Here is a 20470-nt window from a genome sequence, read left to right on the forward strand (position 1 = left end):
AGATATTCAATGAGATACAAGCAAGATGAGGATTGATTAGCTGCCTCATTTTCTCCACAACTTCGTAAAAATATCGGTTTTTGGGTGCATGGAAAAACAACTACATAAGTTGAGGTCTGTTGCTTGGATGATTGGCGTGAGTACCTTAATTCTATTTACGGCTAGCAGTCTCAGACACGCTTTATTTCAATCAACAGCTTTGGATTTAGCTGTCTTTGATCAATGGGTATATCTAGCTAGTCAAGGGCTACCACCCATTTCATCATTTTTTGGATTTCATCTCATAGGAGATCATGCGGCTTTTATTTTGTATGCGATCGCACTGCTATACAAGATTCATCCTGACGTACATTGGCTTTTTGCCATTCAGGCGATCGCCCTGGCCGTTGGAGTATTACCTATATACGCTTTAAGTGTACAAGCTGGCTTATCTGTTGCTTATGCACAAGCTGTTTGTCTTTCTTACCTACTTTATCCGGCTTTATTTAATATCAACTTTTTTACTGATTTCCGTCCAGAAGCGATCGCAGTTCCGGCATTATTATGGGCAATGTGGGCAGGAATCGGTGGACGCACTTGGCAGTTAATTTTAGCCGTAGTTTTCGTTTTAATTTGCAAAGATATTTTGAGTTTAACCATAGTTGCTTTAGGCATTTGGCTATTGTTAGTTCCGCGCCGTCGTTGGTATGGACTTGGATGTATCTTTACTGGGGTAATTTGGTATTTAACCACAATTAGTTATCTTGTTCCCATGCTACGAGGTGGTCAAGCAGGTGGGGTTGTATTTTTTGGTTCTCTTGGTGATACCCCTACACAAATTCTTTGGAATATTATTACTAACCCTGGATTAATTTTAGGTAAGTTCTTTTTCCCTGAAACCATATTTTATTATTTTCTGCTTATCTTGCCAGTGATCATTGGATTGCATTGGCGAAAAACAATAACAATTGTGCCGGCTTTACCAATGCTACTACTTAATATTCTTTCTGATTATTGGGCGCAGCGAGATTTAATTCACCATTATTCATTGGCAATTTTCCCCTTTATTATTGTGTGGCTAGTTTACTCAATTAAGCAGTACCAACAAGAACAAAAAAGGTATTGGTTGAAACCACGTTATTTAATTATTTGGTCTATGATTGCTTTTTTGGCATTGGCTAAGTATGAGTTTTTTATCACGCGTTATCTTACAAGCCTGCCAAATCTCAACTCTCTCCATACTGCCGTGAGTTTAGTTACAACTACCGAAGGTGTTTTAACAACAGCAAAAATCGCCCCACATTTAAGCCAGCGTCAGATAATTAAACTTATAGATAGCTCGACATTAGAATCTTTTCAAGACAGTAATTTAAATTTTAAATATATACTTTTAGATTTATTTAATTTAGAACAAAAATCGGAATTTTATCCTAGTTTAGTTCAAAAAATTCAAAATAGTGCTTCATTTAAGCTGACATATCAAAAAGATAAAGTCTATTTATTTATTAAGCAATAACTATCGATCAGCTTTTAGGATAAATCAAGGTAAATTCTTCAGAATTACCAAGAATTTGGGAATTAGGTAAATTGATTGTTTGCAAAGTTGCGTTGTCTAAAAGTAAATAAGATTTATCCGCCCACATTTGTTTCAGAGTTGATGAAGATGCTGCAATAACTTGGCAATCGCAGTAAAAATCTAAACTAGGGCGGCTATAAGCAAAAGAAGTATAAATTTTTGTTTGTGGTAAAACATTGGCACGAATTAATGCAGCCACTGGTTTAACTGGGAAAGCTTCGTTTAATTCCCAAATCCAAGATTGTGAACTCATCAACATTGCTAAAACTAGATACATTCCAGCGAATAAAACTGGAATAAAATTGCGATCGCCTCTACTCACCAACCATGCGACAATACCCATACTGATAGCTAGAACAATACTCATCACTATTAACACAGGCTGAGGATCAGCTATGGCGAAGTAAACGCAACCTCCTACACCTGCAATAGACAACAAAACAAATATTACCGTCCAAATTCTGCCTTGAATATGTCGATTTTCCCAAACTTCGCTGAGTTCTGCACCAACTGCTAAAGCTAAAAATGGATACACAGGTATCACATACCAGGGGAGTTTTGTTTTCATTAGAGAAATAGTTACTAAATATACTACTGTGCCTACAAGCACCAAACACCCCCAAGTAGTATGACGCTGTTTCCCAGCTAGATAAAACCCTCCAGGTAAAAATAATAGCCAGGGAAAACCATATTTGAGTATCTCAATTAAATAGTACCAAGGACGTCCAGTATTACCATCTACAGTTTGTGTGAGTCTGTCGAAAGTTTGTGATTGCAAATTGATTTGTAAAAAACTATCGCCATAATGCTGCCACTGTGCAATGTACCAAGCGATCGCAGGTATTATTCCTAATAATATTCCTATCCATAAATAAGGATTTTTCCACAAACTTAATTGTTTATTCACTAAGAGAAATAAACAGATAATTCCCCCCAATAGTAAAACTATCATTCCTTTAGTGAGTGCAATCAGTCCTAACCCAAATCCCACACCTAAAGCATAGCGTTGGTTTTTACGTGCTTTGAATAGACAAAACAGCACTAGTAAGAAAAAAGTAACTAGCGCACCATCCAGCATTGCCAACCTTCCATGACGTACCACAGGCAACATTGTCATGTAAACTAAGGCAGCAAATAAAGCTGGTAACTTAGCTGGAAAAATTAATCTTCCCAGTGAGAAAAGCAAAGGTACGCCTAAAGCCGTTAATACTGCACCAGGTAAACGTGTTGTCCATTCATTCACACCACCTAGAGAATAAGCCCAAGCAATCAGTAAGTGCATCAAGGGTGGTTTGTTATGATACGGTTCTCCTCCCAAGGTTGGATAAAGCCAACCCATAGAACCAAGGGGCGATCGCCAAATTTCACGGGCAACTTGTGCTATTGTTGCCTCATCCCAATCACGTAAGGGTGAGTTACCCAAGCATATTAGCCACAGCAGCATAGATAACATGCACAAGCTTAAGAGCCATTCTTTTTCTCGGAATGGACGCATATAAAACAGTCTAGATAATGTTTTTATGAGAAATTTATTTATTTTTAGATGATTACCATATTATTAATTATAATGTCTAACCAATAAGCAAAAATTCCTATCATGTAAGATGGTAAGCCATAATCGCATTGTATATAGCGATCGCTTGTCAAGTAGCAAAAATTACTAATTTAAATTAGCCTTTTTTTGTTTATGTCTCTGAACTCTGATTATTCAGAGTTTAAACTTTCAACCAGCTAATTTCAGTAATTATACGGTAACAGTATATATGTAATTTTAATATTAATAATGTAATAGCTTACATTAATTAGAGATTTCCCACATAATTTGTCAAACGACTGATTGAATATCTCAGTTACCTATCGTCATAGACAAAATTAAATATTTAATAACATACGTTTACAAAAAGGATGAAAAAAGTATATGGATTAACTAATGTAAAAGTCTTTTCCATGAGAAACTATCCTCATAGGAGTGCAGTCTATCTGTTTGAGATGGAATCAAATTTGGCATTCAGCCAACTAAAAATTTAATTTTTTCTTAAATAGGTTGCAATCTTATTAAATATTAAAATGCTTATTACTTTTGGGAGTCTACTAGATGTTCTAGCATACAATACTAATTCCATGAGAATACATAACAGAAATATCCCATTTTATATTCAATTTTTATGTAAAATATGATACTTGATTGATTTATATGCAATTATATTTTCAGAGTAAGTGTATAAAAAGTTATTAAAACACGCAGATTGATTACCAAAACTAAAGGTTTTATTCTTCATGAGTTAATCTAGTTGGTTTTCAACAGGCTCAACGATTCTCAAGAAACTATATGGATTCAGTATCCAGAGTCGGATGCTATTCCGTAAATTGGCAGCTAAGACAGCTAGAATTTAATTTTTAAATTTCTGTAAATCTGTATTCAAAGTTTCAGGATTATCCAAAATTACCTGAGTATCTACATATTGGTATAGTGTTGTGTTAAAAATCACCTCAAAGTGGTGATTGATGGTTAGAACCTTGGAGGAGCTAAGAAGTGGAAAACAACAAGCAGTTGCTATGGCCGCAAGGAATATTAGTTGCGCTGTTTGCTTTAAGTGTAAGTTTGAGTGTTGGTTTGATGATGTTGGTTAAACCAAATACTTCAGATGCTCAAATTAGACAAAGCCTAAATGCCAATACTATACCTGTGCCTGCTGCCAAAATAGGAACTCAGAGGCGCATTGAAGGATTAAAAGAAATCATGCTGACAAGTTGGCAACAACAGGCACAGGTTAAGGGTTTTTCTTATGCTTTGTCGCCACACTTTCAAGGAGCAACTATTAAGTCAGCACAACTCAGTCAGGGTCAAAAAGTGATTGCCTTGACTTTTGATGATGGGCCTTGGCCTGAATCTACAGCACAAGTGCTAGATATCCTCAAACAAAACAACATCAAAGGGACATTTTTCGTTGTTGGGCAAAATATCAAGAATTATCCAGACCTACTTAAGCGCGTAGCTGCTGAAGGTCATGTAATTGGTAATCACACTTGGCATCATCGGTATCATTTCATGAATGCCCAGGTAGCTGCTTATGAAGTAGCTAATACAACAGACCTGATCTATAAAGTTGCTGGTGTAAAAACAAATTTGTTTCGACCACCCGGAGGAATCATGACCAATGGGGTGGCTAATTACGCAAGAAATAGTAAATACGCCATTATTATGTGGTCTTCTGACTCAATTGATTACTCGCAGCCTAGAGTCCCAAATTTAATTAATAATGTTTTTAGATCGGCAAAACCTGGTGGAATTGTGCTAATGCACGATGGTGGTGGGGATCGTTCCCAAACTGTACAGGCTTTACCTGAAATCATTGCCAAATTTCGCAATCAAGGTTATGGCTTTGTAACTGTTCCAGAACTGTTAGAAATGCAAGATAAAGATCAAAAAAGGATTGCCAATAAAAAATAATTCGTAATTCCTAATTTGTAATTCCTAATTCGTAATTAAAAAGACGCGAAATATCACGTCTATCTACAAAAACATATAGCAATTTTAACTTGCATTTGTATTAGTCAATAGTCACTATTAACTGACTATTGACTAATGACTAATCACTATACTGAACTCAGATGCTTTTCTGGCACAGCTTGAGGATTGGCTTCTGAACTATCAGCCTCAGAAGGTGGTACTAATTGCCAGAATCTAGGTAAGAATTCTGACCAATTTTGCAAGATGAATTCGGCTTTGCCTGAACCTGTACGTTCTACATGGGCTTTGATTAAATCTTTTAGCTGCTTCTCTCCGGCTGCTGTCATCACCCGTTGAATTTTGACAATTTCTTTGTTGACTAACTCAGGGAATAAGCCATCTTCATCTAAGAAATAGGCCAATCCACCAGTCATACCAGCTGCTACGTTCCGTCCTACTTTACCCAGAACGACAATTACGCCACCTGTCATGTATTCACAGCAGTGATCCCCTGCACCTTCAATGACTGCTACGCCTTTGGAGTTGCGAACAGCAAAGCGTTCTCCGCCTAAACCATTGGCAAATAACACTCCACCTGTAGCACCGTAAAGGCAAGTGTTACCTACAATTACGTTTTGTGATGGGTCATAGGTCGCATCGGCTGGTGGTTTAATGATAATTTCACCACCGTGCATTCCTTTACCTACATAGTCGTTGGCTTCTCCCTCTAGGGTCAAAATCATGCCAGGGAGGTTAAAAGCACCAAAGCTTTGTCCAACGCTACCAGTGAAGTTGAGGTTAATTTGCCCTTCAAAGCCGCTATCACCGTATTGAGAAGCGATCGCACCTGCTAATCTTGCTCCTACTGTTCTGTCAGTATTGACAATAGCTAAAGTCTTACTAATTGTAGATTGGTTATGAATCGCGGCTTGGATGGCTGGATCACCAAGTATTTGGTCATCTACAACTGGGCCGTTGCTGTGAACTTGTTCATGCACTAACCAGCTACGGTTGGCTTTGGTATCTGGTAGTTGCAGCAAACAATTGAGGTTGAGTGATTGGGTTTTGGTGAGTTTTGCACTTGTCCGCGTTGTCAGTAAATCGGCGCGTCCAGTGATTTCTGACAAGGAACGATAGCCTAATCTTGCTAATAAACTCCTGACTTCCTCAGCGATGAAGAAGAAGAAGTTAACTACGTGTTCTGGGATACCTGTAAACCGCTTCCGCAGTTCTTCTTTTTGGGAAGCTACACCTACAGGACAGTTATTGGTGTGGCAAATTCGCGCCATAATACAACCTTCAGCAATCATGGCGATTGAGCCGAAACCAAATTCTTCTGCACCCATCAATGCAGCCATCAAGACATCCCAGCCAGTTTTGAGTCCGCCGTCTACCCGTAAAAGGACGCGATCGCGCAGGCTATTTTCCATTAAGACGCGATGTACTTCACTTAGTCCCAATTCCCAAGGTGAACCAGCGTGTTTAATGGAACTTAGTGGTGATGCACCTGTACCGCCATCATGTCCAGAAATTTGGATAATATCGGCGTTGGCTTTCGCAACACCAGCTGCGATCGTCCCAATACCGATTTCTGCCACTAGCTTCACCGATACCTGGGCTTTGGGGTTAATTTGGTGCAGGTCAAAAATTAACTGTGCGAGGTCTTCAATGGAGTAAATATCGTGGTGCGGTGGTGGTGAAATCAATGTCACACCAGGCTTAGAGCGTCTTAACATGGCAATGTAAGGACTCACCTTTGGCCCTGGTAGCTGTCCGCCTTCTCCTGGTTTTGCACCTTGGGCGATTTTAATTTCGATTTGCTTCGCACTGGCTAAATACCCAGGTGTAACACCAAAGCGTCCCGATGCAACTTGCTTGATGGAACTAGAAGCGGTGTCACCATTGCGTAAGCCTTTCAGGTGGGGAAGGGTCGGTGAGTGACCAGATCCGTCTACATCGTTAAGGACTTTGTAACGCACAGGGTCTTCACCGCCTTCGCCAGAATTAGATTTACCACCTAGGCGGTTCATGGCGATCGCCAAAACTTCATGGGCTTCTCGTGACAACGCACCCAAGGACATCCCACCAGTACAGAAACGTTTAACTATATCGCTAACTGATTCAACTTCTTCTACAGAGATGGGAGTGCGATCGCTTTGGAAGTCCAGCAAGTCGCGTAAGGCTGTGACTGGTCTACCTTGGAGATGCTGCTTATAAACTTCGTAATGGTCGTACAGCTTGCTATCTACAGCTTTATGCAGTGCTTTGGCTAGTTCTGGGCTGTTCATGTGGTACTCACCACCAGGACGGTAGTTGACAAACCCTAGATTTTCTAACTTTTTAATTGTCAGTTCTGGGAAAGCTTTGCAGTGGAAGGTAAGCACCTCTTGGGCTAACTCACTCACACTCAAGCCGCCAATGCGGGAGGTTGTACCCTGGAATCCCAGTTGTAATAAATCTCCACCAATCCCAATAGCTTCAAAGATTTGTGCTGCTTGGTAGCTAGCAAGGAGAGAAATTCCCATTTTCGAGAGAATTTTCAACAGACCCGATTCTACAGCTTTGCGATAGTTGGCGATCGCTTGTTCTAAGCTAATGGCTTTGAGTTTACCCCGTTCCATGAAACTTTGGGTTTTGGGTTCATACCACCAATCGCGCACGGTATCCAACGCCATGTAAGGACAGACAGCACCCGCACCATAGCCAATTAAACAAGCAAAGTGGTGGGTACTCCAACACTGGGCAGTATCCACAACAAGGGAGGTTTTCATCCGTAACCCTTCCCGAATCAGGTGATGATGCACTGCACCCACTGCTAATAAGGGAGGAATATAACTGTATTCGGAAGTAATACCATCACCAGCGCGATCGCTTAAGATTAAAATCTTCGCCCCTGCCCGCACTGATTCGGCCGCTTGTTTTTGTAAAGCCTGCACTGCATCTTGCAATCCTGTTGGGCCGTTAGCGATCGCAAACAGCGTTGATAAATCAGCCGTGGCAAATCCCGACAGCTTCATTGCCTCTAATTCTGCTTCTGTTAATACTGGCGACTCTAGTTTTAGTCTTCTAGCAAATTCTGGCTTGGGTTCTAATAAGTTACCCCTTTCACCCAGTTCGACCTTCAAAGACATCACTAGCTTTTCTCGCAATGGGTCAATTGCGGGGTTAGTGACTTGGGCGAAACGCTGTTTGAAATAGTCATACAGCAGGTGAGGTTTGTCTGACAGCACTGCTAGAGGAATATCATCCCCCATACAGAAGGTTGGTTCTGCACCGTTGCTAGCCATTGGTTGAATCACCATTTCCACATCTTCGGTGTTGTAACCAAAGGCGAGTTGATGACGTAGCAGGGTTTGTTTATCAATGGTGTTGGTGGTCAAATGTCCATTTTCGGTTGCTTTGTGACCATTACCGTTACCATTGATGGCTGAAGACTGACCCATAATCTGTTTGAGGTCTTGGCGGTACTGTTCCAGCCATTCGCCGTAGGGATGTTTTTCGGCTACACGCTGCTTAATTTCCCAATTTTTGAGGACTTCGTGGTTGACTAAATCCACAGCAATCATTTGCCCAGGGCCTAGTCTGCCTTTTTCCACAATGTTGGCTTCGGGGAAGTCTACTACACCCGCTTCCGAAGCCACCACAATGTAGTCATCTTTGGTAATAACGTAACGGGCGGGTCTTAAACCATTGCGATCTAAGGTTGCGCCAACTTTTTGTCCATCGCTGAATACTAACAGTGCTGGCCCGTCCCAGGCTTCTTGCAGACCACTGTAATATTCGTAAAAATCAACAATCTCAGGATGGTTAGCTAAAGATGGTTGATTTTGATAAGCTTCAGGCACCATAATCATCAAGGCTTCTTCTGGCGATCGTCCTGAACGCACCAATAACTCCATGACGTTATCTAAGGTAGCGGAGTCACTGCTATTAATATTAGCTACCGGCTTGAGGTCTTCTGTGCGATTTCCCCAAATGGGATGATTGAGGCTAGCTTCCCGTGCCATCATCCAATTGATGTTACCCAACAAGGTATTAATTTCACCGTTATGACCCAACAACCTCATTGGTTGCGCTAGAGGCCACTTCGGCATTGTATTGGTACTAAAGCGGCGGTGATAAACAGCAAACGCACTCTTATATGCTGAATTTTGTAAATCTTGATAGAATTCTCCTAAAACCGCAGAACGCACCATGCCCTTATACACCATCGTGCGGCTAGATAAGGAACAGATATACAGTTCTTCTGTGATACTTTTAGCAGCTTTAAATATGCGTTTACGAGCAATATATAGTTGCCTTTCTAGTTCATCACCACCTTGTGCAGATTCCAGAAAAACTTGTTCAATCTGGGGTTGATTTTCTCTTGCTTGCACTCCCAATAAATTTGGCTGTACTGGTACTACTCGCCAGCCCAGTACAGTTAATTTTTCTTCAATGGCTATTTTTTCAAAGGTGGCTTTAGCTTTTTTTGCGACTTCTACATCTTGGGGTAAAAATATCATCCCCACCGCCATATTGCTATGAGATGAAAAGTCTATTTCTTCTTGAGAATATTCTGTTTGCAACAATTCCCAAGGAATCGCCGTTAAAATCCCAGCCCCATCACCAGAGTCTTGATCTGCACTACAACCACCCCGATGTTCTAAACAGGCTAACGCTACTAAAGCCTTGTCCACAATTTCGTGGCTGGCCTGATTTTGACGATGAGCAATAAAACCTACACCACAGGCATCTCGTTCTTCTACTAACCACCTTTGCCCTTGGTAGGTATCCCCTGATTTCATATTTGCTGTGATTTCTTGGTTTAGATTCATCGGTTGATCATTCATAGCCTATTCCTGAGATGTCCTGAGATGTTGAGTCACGAACTTCGCCACTGCTGGTGAGCAAAACTCCTAAATTTCGTGCTGCATAGATACATCAAAACCACCGAAATTTAGAGAAAAAAATTTTAACTTCGGTTTTTAATTTTACCCAGGTTAAAATTTTGACATTATTGCTTATGTGTTTATCCTAGTCTTAGACAAAATATTTTTATCTTGACATGATGCTTCTATTGTGAAACTAGGTATTTTCTCAATTTTTGTTCTCTTGGAAATATACTTTTCAGACAGAGAATATCTTTGGATCAAAGAACAAAATTCTAATTAAACGCTTCACTGCTTGACAGACAGAAAAAATCCTGATTTAGTAGCAAAATCAGCGTATTACACTATAGACCCATTTGACAATTCCTAAGTATTTTGGTTTTTGCTCAGAGAATAATTTTTTGCCACAACACAAAAATATATCTGCTGTTTAAAACTTACTAAAACAGTAGCAGCCGTAAATATCCTTTTAAGGATCTACTATTTTAATCCAAATTTGACTACCAAGACTACTGTCTATAGCTTGGTTATCATCACTGCTAGTTAAAGCCTTTGGTTATAGTGGTTTTAGCGGCAAAATTGCTAAGTGTAATCTATAAGAGATGACTAGCCAACATACAGGCTATCATGTTTCGGCAAAAGATGAATCATTATTTTTTAAGATTTCCAGACAATTAGTTAACCTGTAAATTGGGTGATAATTTTCAAAAGTACCTATCTATCAGTATTTGAGCAAAATTAAATTTATACGTCGAGATAGGGAACAGAGAACAGGGAACAGAATGTCTGGGGATTAAATAAATTATGGTAAAAATGCCAAATTATTGCCGACAGCACAATCATTGTGTTATTGCCAAAAAGTTGAACTACCGCTTATTTCAGACGACTGTATCGCCATCATTGGCGATCGCACTATGTTTGTCTGCTACCAATATCACCAACGCCCAGAAATCCCCACAATTGACTTCACAGTCGCCCATATCTCCAACAGATCGGCAAATACCTGCTGGTAGCCAAATTTCCCTGAATGGTCGTACATTATCAGGTGCTTGGTTGCAAAGACGGACAGGAACAAATCCAATTAAAACATACATTAGTGATGCTGCTCTGCGACAACTCATAGGCGTAGACTTATTAAGTAGTAATAACCCTGCTAGACAACCTATAGAGTGGTTTTCCTCAACTACCAACCCATTAGTTCTAGCCACCCATCTACTGAGAGGATATCGTTATCTCGATGTTACAAATCTTTCTCAAAACGCAGGATGGCAGATCCAAGTCCAAGGAAACACTCTAGTAATTGCCACACCCAAAGCGCAAGTAAAAAATATTCGTCAAAGTCTAAATCCAGCAGTCGTGACCAATGTCACCCCGCTAAAAACAGCTCGCATTGTTTTAGACTTAGACCGTTCTACCCCCTGGCAAGTGAAGCAAGGACTACCAATTAAAACTCTCCTGGATGATCCAAATGCCCCTATTCCCAATAGTTCTGCACCAGTTAACAGGGAATGGACAATTATCTTAGATGCGATCGCAGATGCTAGTTTAATTCAACGCTACACTCCCTTACCAGTATCAGTACCAAATCTACTCAAACAATCACCACCAAAACCAGATTCTGAGGCGTTAATTCAAAAAGTAGAGGTTGTCAATAATCAAACTATTGTTACTCTCAGTGTGCCGTTGGATCTTTCTCCTCAGATTATTACTATCAATAACCCCGATCGCCTAGTCATTGATCTACGCCCCGATGCCCTCAAACCACGAGATATTAACTGGGCAAATGGATTACGCTGGCGACAGCAGTTTGTAACGTTAGGTCAAGACAGGTTTCCCATAGTTTGGTTAGAAGTTAATCCCCGGAGTGTGGGGTTAGCAATCAAACCAATTTGGGCAGCACCTAATACCCTAATTGGTACAGCCCCCTTAATTCAAAAAGCCCAAATAAACCTAGCTGTAGCAGCAATTAATGCTGGTTATTTCAACCGCAATAATAGATTACCCCTAGGTGCAATTCGTCGGGATGGTCAGTGGTTATCTAGTCCCATTCTCAACCGAGGTGCGATCGCTTGGAATGATGCTGGACAATTTTACTTTGGTCGTCTCACCTTACAAGAAACTTTAATTACATCTAGTAATTTGCGATCGCCGATTTTATTTCTCAACAGTGGCTATGTACAGAATGGTATTGCTCGTTACACTCCGGCTTGGGGTCAGACTTACACATCGTTAACAGACAACGAAAGGGCTTTTATCGTCCAAAACAACAAAATTACCAATCAGTTGGCAGGAGATAAAGCTGGTCAAACCAACTTTCCCATTCCTCCTGGTAGCTACTTACTAGTGTTACGTGGCACTGCTACCGCACTAGCATCACAGTTACCCATTGGTACTGATGTGCAGATTACAAGTGCTACTACTGCCCCTGAGTTTAACCGTTACACCAACATCATGGGAGCAGGTCCATTGTTGTTACAAAATGGGCAAATTGTCCTTGATGCCAAAAGCGAACAGTTCAGTAATGCCTTCATTAATCAAAAAGCTAGTCGTAGCGCGATCTGCACAACCGCAAATAATCACCTAGTAATTGCGGCTGTACATAACCGTGCGGGTGGGGCTGGCCCGACTTTAGCAGAACACGCCCAATTAATGAAACTGTTAGGCTGTGTAAATGCCCTCAACTTAGACGGTGGAAGTTCCACAAGTCTTTACCTAGGCGGGCAACTACTCGACCGTTATCCCAATACTGCTGCACGTGTACACAACGGGATTGGCATTTTTCTCCAATCTCGGTAAGTAGAGAACAGGGCAATTCAATTTTAAATTTTGGATTAGCGTCAATCCAAAATCTAAAATCCAAAATCCAAAATTTCTCAGTTCCTCTTTAAAGCTGAGAATAAGCTGCCATCAAGCTTAATGAAGAATTGGTGTAGACAATATAGTTTGAGCAGAGATTATTGATCCACAAAAGTTTTGCTTTGCTATGTTTAGCAAGGTAAAACTAAATTGCTGATTTTCACGGTTGTAAAATTGCCCAAAAGTTTTCCATCAATTATTTAAAAGTAATGACGGTTTGTATATGTCTTCAAATGAGGTAACTATGGCTCAACATCCAGAAAATACTAAGACTAACACTTTATCCTTGCCTACAGCGATCGCGAACCGGAGTATTGCTGCAACTGAACTACGTCCTTGGGGTGCTTTCACCGTTTTAGAAGAAGGGCGCGGCTACAAAATTAAGCGGATCGAAGTCAAGCCTGGACACCGCCTCAGCCTGCAAATGCACCACCATCGTAGTGAACACTGGATTGTTGTTTCTGGAACTGCTAGGGTAGTTTGCGGTGATCAAGAAATATTACTTGGTAATAATCAGTCAACATACGTACCCCAGTGTACATCTCACCGTCTAGAAAATCCTGGAGTCATTCCCTTGGTACTGATTGAAGTCCAAAATGGTGAATACTTAGGTGAAGATGATATTATTCGCTACCAAGATGATTATGCCCGTACTGCCAATTAATACCCATATATTGCTGTTATCACTTTGAGTTAACAGTAATATTTCGCAAACCATTTAAATTCATAACTCCCATCTTCAGTCCCTACCTATTTGTCGGTGGGGACAACTCAGCACTCAGCACTCACAACTCAGCACTCACAACTCAGCACTCAGCACTCAGCACTCACAACTCAGCACTCAGCACTCAGCACTCACAACTCAGCACTCCCCTCAAGATTGTTGTTCTTTTTGAACTATTGATGATTGCAGCTCAGTCATCTGTAATAATTAGGTATAGTGTTTTCAATTGCCTCAACTAGTTTCATGATTCATTTAAGCCCAGCCGCCGTCAGTGAAATCAGTCGCTTACAGGCAAAACGGCAACCAAACACACATTTTAGGTTAGCTATTAAACCCGGTGGCTGTTCTGGTTGGTTTTACGATATGTCTTTTGATGAAAAAATCAACTCAGGCGATCGCCTTTTTGACATTGACAGTTTTCAAGTGGTCATAGATGCTGAAAGTTGTAACTACGTTGATGGTCTAGCAATAGACTATTCCGAGGATTTAATGGGGGGTGGTTTTCGCTTTCATAATCCCCAATCCGTTGCTACCTGTGGCTGTGGCAACTCCTTTTCCACCACTACACCATCTTTGTTTTAACAAAAAAATTAAAAATAATATGAAAAGTTTGACATAAAAACACAAAAAAAGCTATAATCAGGATTTGTTAAAACTTAGACTAGCAAGCAGCTTCACGCGCTGTAACTCATGCCAACAATACAGCAATTAATACGTAGTGAACGCGAAAAAGCGCGTCAGAAAACCAAGTCCCCTGCTCTGAAACAATGCCCTCAACGTCGGGGTGTTTGTACCAGAGTATACACGACCACACCTAAAAAACCTAACTCTGCTCTACGAAAAGTAGCAAGGGTAAGACTAACCTCTGGGTTTGAAGTAACAGCTTACATTCCCGGAATTGGTCACAATTTACAAGAACACTCAGTTGTAATGATTCGTGGTGGTCGGGTTAAGGATTTACCTGGTGTCAGATACCACATCATTCGCGGCACTTTGGATACAGCCGGAGTTAAAGACCGCAAACAAGGTCGTTCCAAGTATGGAACTAAGCGACCAAAAGAAGGGAAAAAATAAAACAAGTGATTAATCGTAATCTATTGCGATTAGTCCCTTGACTCAAAAGCGTCCAGATTGCATAACAACTGATTATTCCCTTGTTCTGAAACAGAAATAATTATTTATTAAGTATCTGTTTCCAGAAATTACTCCGGCTTACTCCCCAAATCTACACTCAGCGAGCAAGTGTAGTTAAAAATTCAAAACGCTGTAAGCGACAACAGCGTTTTCCTGGGAAAACCAGAGTAAAAAGACGTTGCCGCTTTGTTATTCCAGTTTTTCAGGATACAAGTCTATAAAATTAGGGTGATTGCAACCGTAAAGCAATTTTTGCGGAATCGCATCTGTAGCTACCAAAGCGCAGGAAAGCCCCTGTCTGATAGCATATAATTTCGTTGCCAAATCCGAATTAAGGGTAAAGTATGTCTCGTCGTGGTGTTATTCAAAGGCGGCCAGTTCCGCCTGACTCTGTATACAACAGTCGGCTTGTAAGTATGATCATCCGACGGATAATGCGTCATGGTAAAAAATCACTTGCTGCCCGCATCGTGTATGATGCCTTAAAAACTGTAGAGGAACGCACAGGCACTAATGCACTGGAAGTATTTGAAAGAGCAGTGCGGAATGCAACACCTCTAGTAGAAGTTAAAGCTCGCCGAGTAGGTGGAGCAACTTATCAAGTACCAATGGAAGTACGTACAGAAAGAGGTACTACCCTCGCATTGCGTTGGTTGGTACAATTTTCTCGATCTAGACCCGGACGGACAATGGCTGGCCGATTGGCGAATGAATTACTAGATGCAGCCAATGAAAGCGGGAATGCTATTCGCAAACGGGAAGAAACACACCGGATGGCGGAAGCAAACAAAGCTTTTGCCCACTATCGTTACTAAGTAAAATGGCGGTATATCGTGCCTTCATAAGCGGTATATCGCGTCCTTACAAAAAAAGACGGTTTTCTCTAAAAGTATAGAATCTTAACAAAGAGTAATATACAAGATATCATGAGGCAAAAACTATAGGAGGCTACTGTGGCACGTACCAACCCGCTAGAGAAAGTACGCAATATTGGTATTGCGGCGCATATAGATGCGGGCAAAACCACGACGACAGAGAGGATATTATTTTACTCTGGAATAATTCATAAAATTGGTGAGGTTCACGAAGGAACTGCTGTAACCGACTGGATGGATCAAGAGCGGGAGAGGGGAATTACCATCACTGCTGCGGCGATTAGTACCAGTTGGAAAGATTATCAAATTAACATTATCGATACGCCGGGTCACGTAGACTTCACAATTGAAGTTGAACGTTCAATGCGGGTTTTGGATGGTGTAATTGCGGTATTTTGTTCAGTGGGTGGTGTACAACCCCAATCAGAGACAGTATGGCGGCAAGCAGACCGTTACAAAGTGCCTCGGATCGCCTTCATCAACAAGATGGATCGTACAGGAGCGAACTTCTATAGAGTTCACGAGCAAATGCGCGATCGCCTGCGGGCAAATGCCATTGCCATTCAACTACCAATTGGTAGCGAAAACGACTTCAAGGGCATTGTAGACTTGGTGAGTAAGCGTGCATACATTTACAACAATGACCAAGGTACAGATATCGAAGAAACAGATATCCCAGCCGATTTAAAAGAGCAAGTCGAAGAGTATTACACCAAGCTGGTGGAAGCAGTATCAGAAACCGATGACGCTCTGATGACTAAGTACTTCGATGGTGAAGCACTGACAGAAGAGGAAATCAGGTCTGCCCTGCGGAAAGGTACAATCGCTGGCACAATCGTACCTGTACTTTGCGGTTCTGCCTTTAAAAACAAAGGCGTGCAGCTAATGTTAGATGCAGTGGTAGATTACCTACCTGCACCAACAGAAGTACCCCCCATTCAAGGAACACTCCTCAATGGCGACACTGTAGAGCGTCATGCCAATGATGACGAACCCCTAGCTGCTCTGGCATTCAAGATTATGGCTGACCCCTACGGTCGCCTCACCTTTGTTCGTGTTTATTCCGGCGTTCTGAAAAAAGGTAGCTACGTCTTAAATGCTACTAAGAACAAAAAAGAACGGATTTCCCGTTTAGTTCTGATGAAGGCAGATGACCGACAAGATGTAGATGAACTAAGAGCGGGTGACTTGGGGGCTGCGCTTGGCTTAAAAGACACCTTGACAGGAGATACAATTACTGATGAAGGTTCACCAGTAATTCTAGAATCCCTCTTTATTCCAGAGCCAGTGATCTCGGTAGCGGTTGAACCCAAAACCAAGAACGACATGGATAAATTATCCAAGGCTCTGCAATCTCTCTCCGAAGAAGACCCAACCTTCCGCGTCAACGTTGACCCAGAAACTAACCAAACGGTAATTGCAGGGATGGGAGAACTCCACCTAGAAATCCTCGTAGACCGGATGTTACGTGAATTCAAAGTGGAAGCGAACGTCGGTGCGCCACAAGTAGCTTACCGAGAAACGATTCGGAAAACTGTCACCAACGTGGAAGGTAAGTTCATCCGCCAAAGTGGTGGTAAAGGTCAATACGGTCACGTTGTGATCAATTTGGAACCAGGAGAACCCGGTACTGGCTTTGAATTCGTCTCTAAAATTGTCGGTGGTGTAGTACCTAAAGAGTACATAGGCCCCGCCGAGCAAGGTATGAAAGAAAGCTGTGAATCTGGTATTTTAGCTGGATATCCACTAATTGACGTGAAAGCAACGCTAGTTCATGGCTCTTACCACGATGTGGACTCTTCGGAAATGGCTTTCAAAATTGCCGGTTCAATGGCACTGAAAGAAGCTGTGCTTAAAGCTTCACCAGTTCTGTTAGAACCTATGATGAAAGTCGAGGTGGAAGTTCCTGAAGATTATATCGGGAACGTCATTGGCGACCTCATCTCCCGCCGGGGGCAGATTGAAAGCCAAAGCACTGAACAGGGACTCGCTAAAGTGGCATCAAAAGTTCCACTGGCGAGTATGTTTGGCTACGCTACAGATATCCGGTCGAAAACTCAAGGGCGGGGTATCTTCTCTATGGAGTTTAGCCACTATGAGGAAGTGCCTCGCAGCGTGGCTGAAACTATCATCGCAAAAAGCAAAGGGAACGCTTAATTAAAAAAGGAAACGAGCATTCATGGCACGCGCAAAGTTTGAAAGGAAAAAACCCCACGTCAATATCGGTACTGTTGGACACGTTGACCACGGTAAAACAACGTTAACAGCAGCTATTACCATGACCCTATCTGCTCTTGGTCAAGCTGAAGGTAAGGGCTACGACCAAATTGACAACGCTCCAGAAGAAAAGGCGCGGGGGATCACAATCAATACAGCCCACGTTGAGTATGAAACTGAAGGTCGCCACTATGCTCACGTAGACTGTCCCGGCCACGCTGACTATGTGAAGAACATGATCACTGGTGCAGCACAGATGGATGGCGGTATTCTGGTGGTTTCTGCGGCTGATGGCCCCATGCCCCAAACTCGTGAACACATCCTGTTAGCCAAGCAGGTAGGTGTTCCTAGCCTAGTTGTCTTTTTGAATAAAGAAGACATGGTAGACGACGAAGAGCTACTAGAGTTGGTGGAATTGGAAGTCCGGGAACTGCTGACTAGCTATGATTTCCCCGGAGATGATATTCCAGTCATTAAAGGTTCTGGACTCCAAGCATTGGAAAAAATGGTCGCTAACCCCAAAACTAAACGGGGTGAAGACAAGTGGGTAGATAAAATCTATGAATTAATGGATGCAGTAGATTCCTACATCCCCACCCCTGAGCGTGATATAGACAAGCCCTTCTTGATGGCGGTAGAAGACGTATTCTCCATCACAGGTCGTGGTACTGTGGCTACTGGTCGGATTGAACGCGGTAAGGTTAAGGTTGGCGATAACGTTGAACTTGTGGGTATTAGAGACACCCGTAACACCACCGTCACTGGGATCGAGATGTTCAAGAAGAGCCTCGATGAAGGTATGGCTGGCGATAACGCTGGTGTACTACTACGTGGTATCCAAAAGGCTGATATTGAACGGGGGATGGTAATTGCTAAACCCGGTTCTATTACTCCTCATACCCAATTTGAAGGTGAAGTATACGTACTCACCGAAAAAGAAGGTGGTCGGAAAACACCCTTCTTCTCTGGCTACCGTCCCCAGTTCTATGTGCGGACAACTGATGTAACCGGCACAATCACCGCCTTCACCTCCGACGACGGTAGCGAAGCGGAAATGGTCATGCCAGGCGATCGCATCAAAATGACAGTAGAATTAATCAACCCAATTGCAATTGAGCAAGGTATGCGCTTCGCAATTCGTGAAGGTGGTCGCACCATTGGTGCTGGTGTTGTTTCCAAAATTGTTAAATAGCACCCCTTTACCCTAATAACTAAGAGCAGAGATGGTAAAATCTTCTCTGCTCTTTTATCTGAAGTGACTTGAGGGACTCCCACTTCCTACTCACTAGTACAGCACGACAGAAATAAACATACCATTCTCAATTGTTCAAAGCCTTAAAAATACAGGACTTTCGACTTTTGATTTTTGACTTCCGCGTAGCGGTACTACTCCCCTAATTAATCAGAACCTGGAAAATTAAAGATGGCAACTCTACAGCAGCAAAAGATCAGAATTCGTTTAAAAGCTTTTGACCGTCGATTATTGGATACATCTTGCGAGAAGATTGTAGACACAGCTAACCGGACTAACGCTACAGCTATAGGCCCTATCCCTTTACCAACAAAACGTAAAATCTACTGCGTATTGCGATCGCCTCACGTAGATAAAGATTCGCGCGAACACTTTGAAACTCGCACCCATCGCCGAATTATCGATATCTACCAACCTTCATCTAAAACCATTGATGCGCTGATGAAACTGGACTTACCATCAGGCGTAGACATTGAAGTAAAACTGTAATTAGTTATTAGTCAATAGTCAAAAAATCCACAGAAGTCAGTTCTTTTGGGAAGAGGACGCAATGAAAAGGTTTCCTATTCTTGGTAGCACTGCGTAGTAACTTGCACTCAAAAGTCTATAGTTAATAATCCAAAGTCAAAAGTATATTAACTAATGACTATTGACCATTGACTACAGTATGAATATAGACCTAGCCCTGAAGAAATTTATTTCAGGGCTTTTTCTTAGCCATGAAACAGATGATAGAATGTAAACAAATTATGGGTAAATCAAAGAATAATAAATTTTTAAAATTAAATTTATACTCAGGTAACAATGACATCTTCTTCTAGAATTGCAGTTCGTGAACTACCTCTGTTCCCGTTACCCGAAGTGGTTCTGTTTCCCACTCGACCATTACCCCTACACATCTTTGAGTTTCGCTACCGGATCATGATGAATACTATTTTGTCAAGCGATCGCAGGTTCGGTGTAGTAATGGTTGACCCAGTTACAGGCCAAATAAGTAATGTTGGTTGCTGTGCAGAAATTATTCACTACCAGCGTTTACCAGATGATCGCATGAAAATGCTGACCCTGGGACAGCAGAGGTTTCGCGTTTTAGAATACGTTCGAGAAAAACCTTATCGGGTTGGCTTAGTGGAATGGCTAGAAGACCAGCCACCAAGTAAAGATTTACGTCCTTTGGCAACGGAAGTTGAACAACTGCTGCGTGATGTAGTTCGACTTTCAGCTAAGTTAACAGAACAAAATATCGAACTCCCTGAAGAGTTGCCTGATTTGCCTACTGAGCTATCTTATTGGGTGGCTAGTAATCTTTACGGTGTGGCGGCGGAGCAACAGTCATTACTAGAAATGCAAGATACTGCGGCTCGCTTAGAACGAGAAGCAGAAATTTTGACTACTACTCGTAATCACTTGGCAGCTCGTTCTGTGCTAAAAGATACCTTTAATCCAAAATTATAAGCCATCAGCTATGAACACAGATTGGCAGGAATCAAGCTAGTCTGTGAAAAGAGGGAATAGGAAAAAACTATACAAAAGCA

13 protein-coding genes are annotated in these 20470 nt (G+C 41.7%); 11 read left to right on the plus strand and 2 right to left on the minus strand.

The window, feature by feature from the left end:
- The first annotated feature begins 88 nt into the window (after nucleotides 1–88).
- Nucleotides 89–1495, plus strand: a complete 1407-nt coding sequence (locus ACM0OR_RS03020) for a DUF2079 domain-containing protein (RefSeq protein ID WP_414574943.1) — start codon at nucleotides 89–91, stop codon at nucleotides 1493–1495.
- A gap of 7 nt (nucleotides 1496–1502) precedes the next feature.
- Here the strand turns inward: ACM0OR_RS03020 and ACM0OR_RS03025 are convergent, their stop codons facing one another.
- Nucleotides 1503–3050 carry an ArnT family glycosyltransferase gene (locus ACM0OR_RS03025; protein ID WP_414574944.1) on the minus strand — a complete coding sequence of 516 codons (1548 nt, stop codon included), beginning with the start codon at nucleotides 3048–3050 and terminating at the stop codon, nucleotides 1503–1505.
- 1038 nt (nucleotides 3051–4088) lie between these two features.
- On the opposite strand from ACM0OR_RS03025, the gene ACM0OR_RS03030 reads away from it, so the two are divergent.
- Nucleotides 4089–5006, plus strand: coding sequence for a polysaccharide deacetylase family protein (locus ACM0OR_RS03030; RefSeq protein WP_414574945.1), 918 nt, complete (start codon nucleotides 4089–4091; stop codon nucleotides 5004–5006).
- A gap of 146 nt (nucleotides 5007–5152) precedes the next feature.
- On the opposite strand, the gene gltB is transcribed toward ACM0OR_RS03030, so the two are convergent.
- Nucleotides 5153–9838, minus strand: a complete 4686-nt coding sequence (gene gltB / locus ACM0OR_RS03035) for a glutamate synthase large subunit (protein WP_414574946.1) — start codon at nucleotides 9836–9838, stop codon at nucleotides 5153–5155.
- Between the two features lie 843 nt (nucleotides 9839–10681).
- On the opposite strand from gltB, the gene ACM0OR_RS03040 reads away from it, so the two are divergent.
- The 9 genes from ACM0OR_RS03040 to ACM0OR_RS03080 all read left to right on the plus strand — a co-directional run bounded on the left by ACM0OR_RS03040 (nucleotide 10682) and on the right by ACM0OR_RS03080 (nucleotide 20390).
- Nucleotides 10682–12673 carry a phosphodiester glycosidase family protein gene (locus tag ACM0OR_RS03040; RefSeq protein WP_414574947.1) on the plus strand — a complete coding sequence of 664 codons (1992 nt, stop codon included), beginning with the start codon at nucleotides 10682–10684 and terminating at the stop codon, nucleotides 12671–12673.
- A gap of 304 nt (nucleotides 12674–12977) precedes the next feature.
- Nucleotides 12978–13397 carry a cupin domain-containing protein gene (locus tag ACM0OR_RS03045; protein WP_190702028.1) on the plus strand — a complete coding sequence of 140 codons (420 nt, stop codon included), beginning with the start codon at nucleotides 12978–12980 and terminating at the stop codon, nucleotides 13395–13397.
- Between the two features lie 303 nt (nucleotides 13398–13700).
- A complete protein-coding gene (locus tag ACM0OR_RS03050) occupies nucleotides 13701–14039 on the plus strand; it encodes a HesB/IscA family protein (protein WP_414574948.1) in 339 nt (112 codons plus the stop codon).
- A gap of 108 nt (nucleotides 14040–14147) precedes the next feature.
- Nucleotides 14148–14531, plus strand: coding sequence for a 30S ribosomal protein S12 (gene rpsL, locus ACM0OR_RS03055; RefSeq protein ID WP_190702021.1), 384 nt, complete (start codon nucleotides 14148–14150; stop codon nucleotides 14529–14531).
- A 404-nt stretch (nucleotides 14532–14935) separates the two neighbouring features.
- Nucleotides 14936–15406: a 30S ribosomal protein S7 gene (gene rpsG, locus ACM0OR_RS03060; RefSeq protein ID WP_190702018.1), complete on the plus strand. Its 471-nt coding sequence runs from the start codon at nucleotides 14936–14938 to the stop codon at nucleotides 15404–15406.
- 138 nt (nucleotides 15407–15544) lie between these two features.
- Nucleotides 15545–17623: an elongation factor G gene (gene fusA, locus ACM0OR_RS03065; RefSeq protein ID WP_323267160.1), complete on the plus strand. Its 2079-nt coding sequence runs from the start codon at nucleotides 15545–15547 to the stop codon at nucleotides 17621–17623.
- A 22-nt stretch (nucleotides 17624–17645) separates the two neighbouring features.
- Complete coding sequence (gene tuf, locus ACM0OR_RS03070) at nucleotides 17646–18875, plus strand: elongation factor Tu (protein ID WP_190702012.1); 1230 nt, start codon at nucleotides 17646–17648, stop codon at nucleotides 18873–18875.
- 231 nt (nucleotides 18876–19106) lie between these two features.
- A complete protein-coding gene (gene rpsJ / locus ACM0OR_RS03075; protein WP_015113498.1) occupies nucleotides 19107–19424 on the plus strand; it encodes a 30S ribosomal protein S10 in 318 nt (105 codons plus the stop codon).
- A gap of 315 nt (nucleotides 19425–19739) precedes the next feature.
- Nucleotides 19740–20390 carry an LON peptidase substrate-binding domain-containing protein gene (locus tag ACM0OR_RS03080; RefSeq protein ID WP_414574949.1) on the plus strand — a complete coding sequence of 217 codons (651 nt, stop codon included), beginning with the start codon at nucleotides 19740–19742 and terminating at the stop codon, nucleotides 20388–20390.
- Nucleotides 20391–20470: the final 80 nt, after the last annotated feature.

It is taken from the genome of Anabaena sp. CCY 9402-a (assembly GCF_963920945.1).
GTDB classification, from domain to species: domain Bacteria; phylum Cyanobacteriota; class Cyanobacteriia; order Cyanobacteriales; family Nostocaceae; genus Trichormus; species Trichormus minutissimus.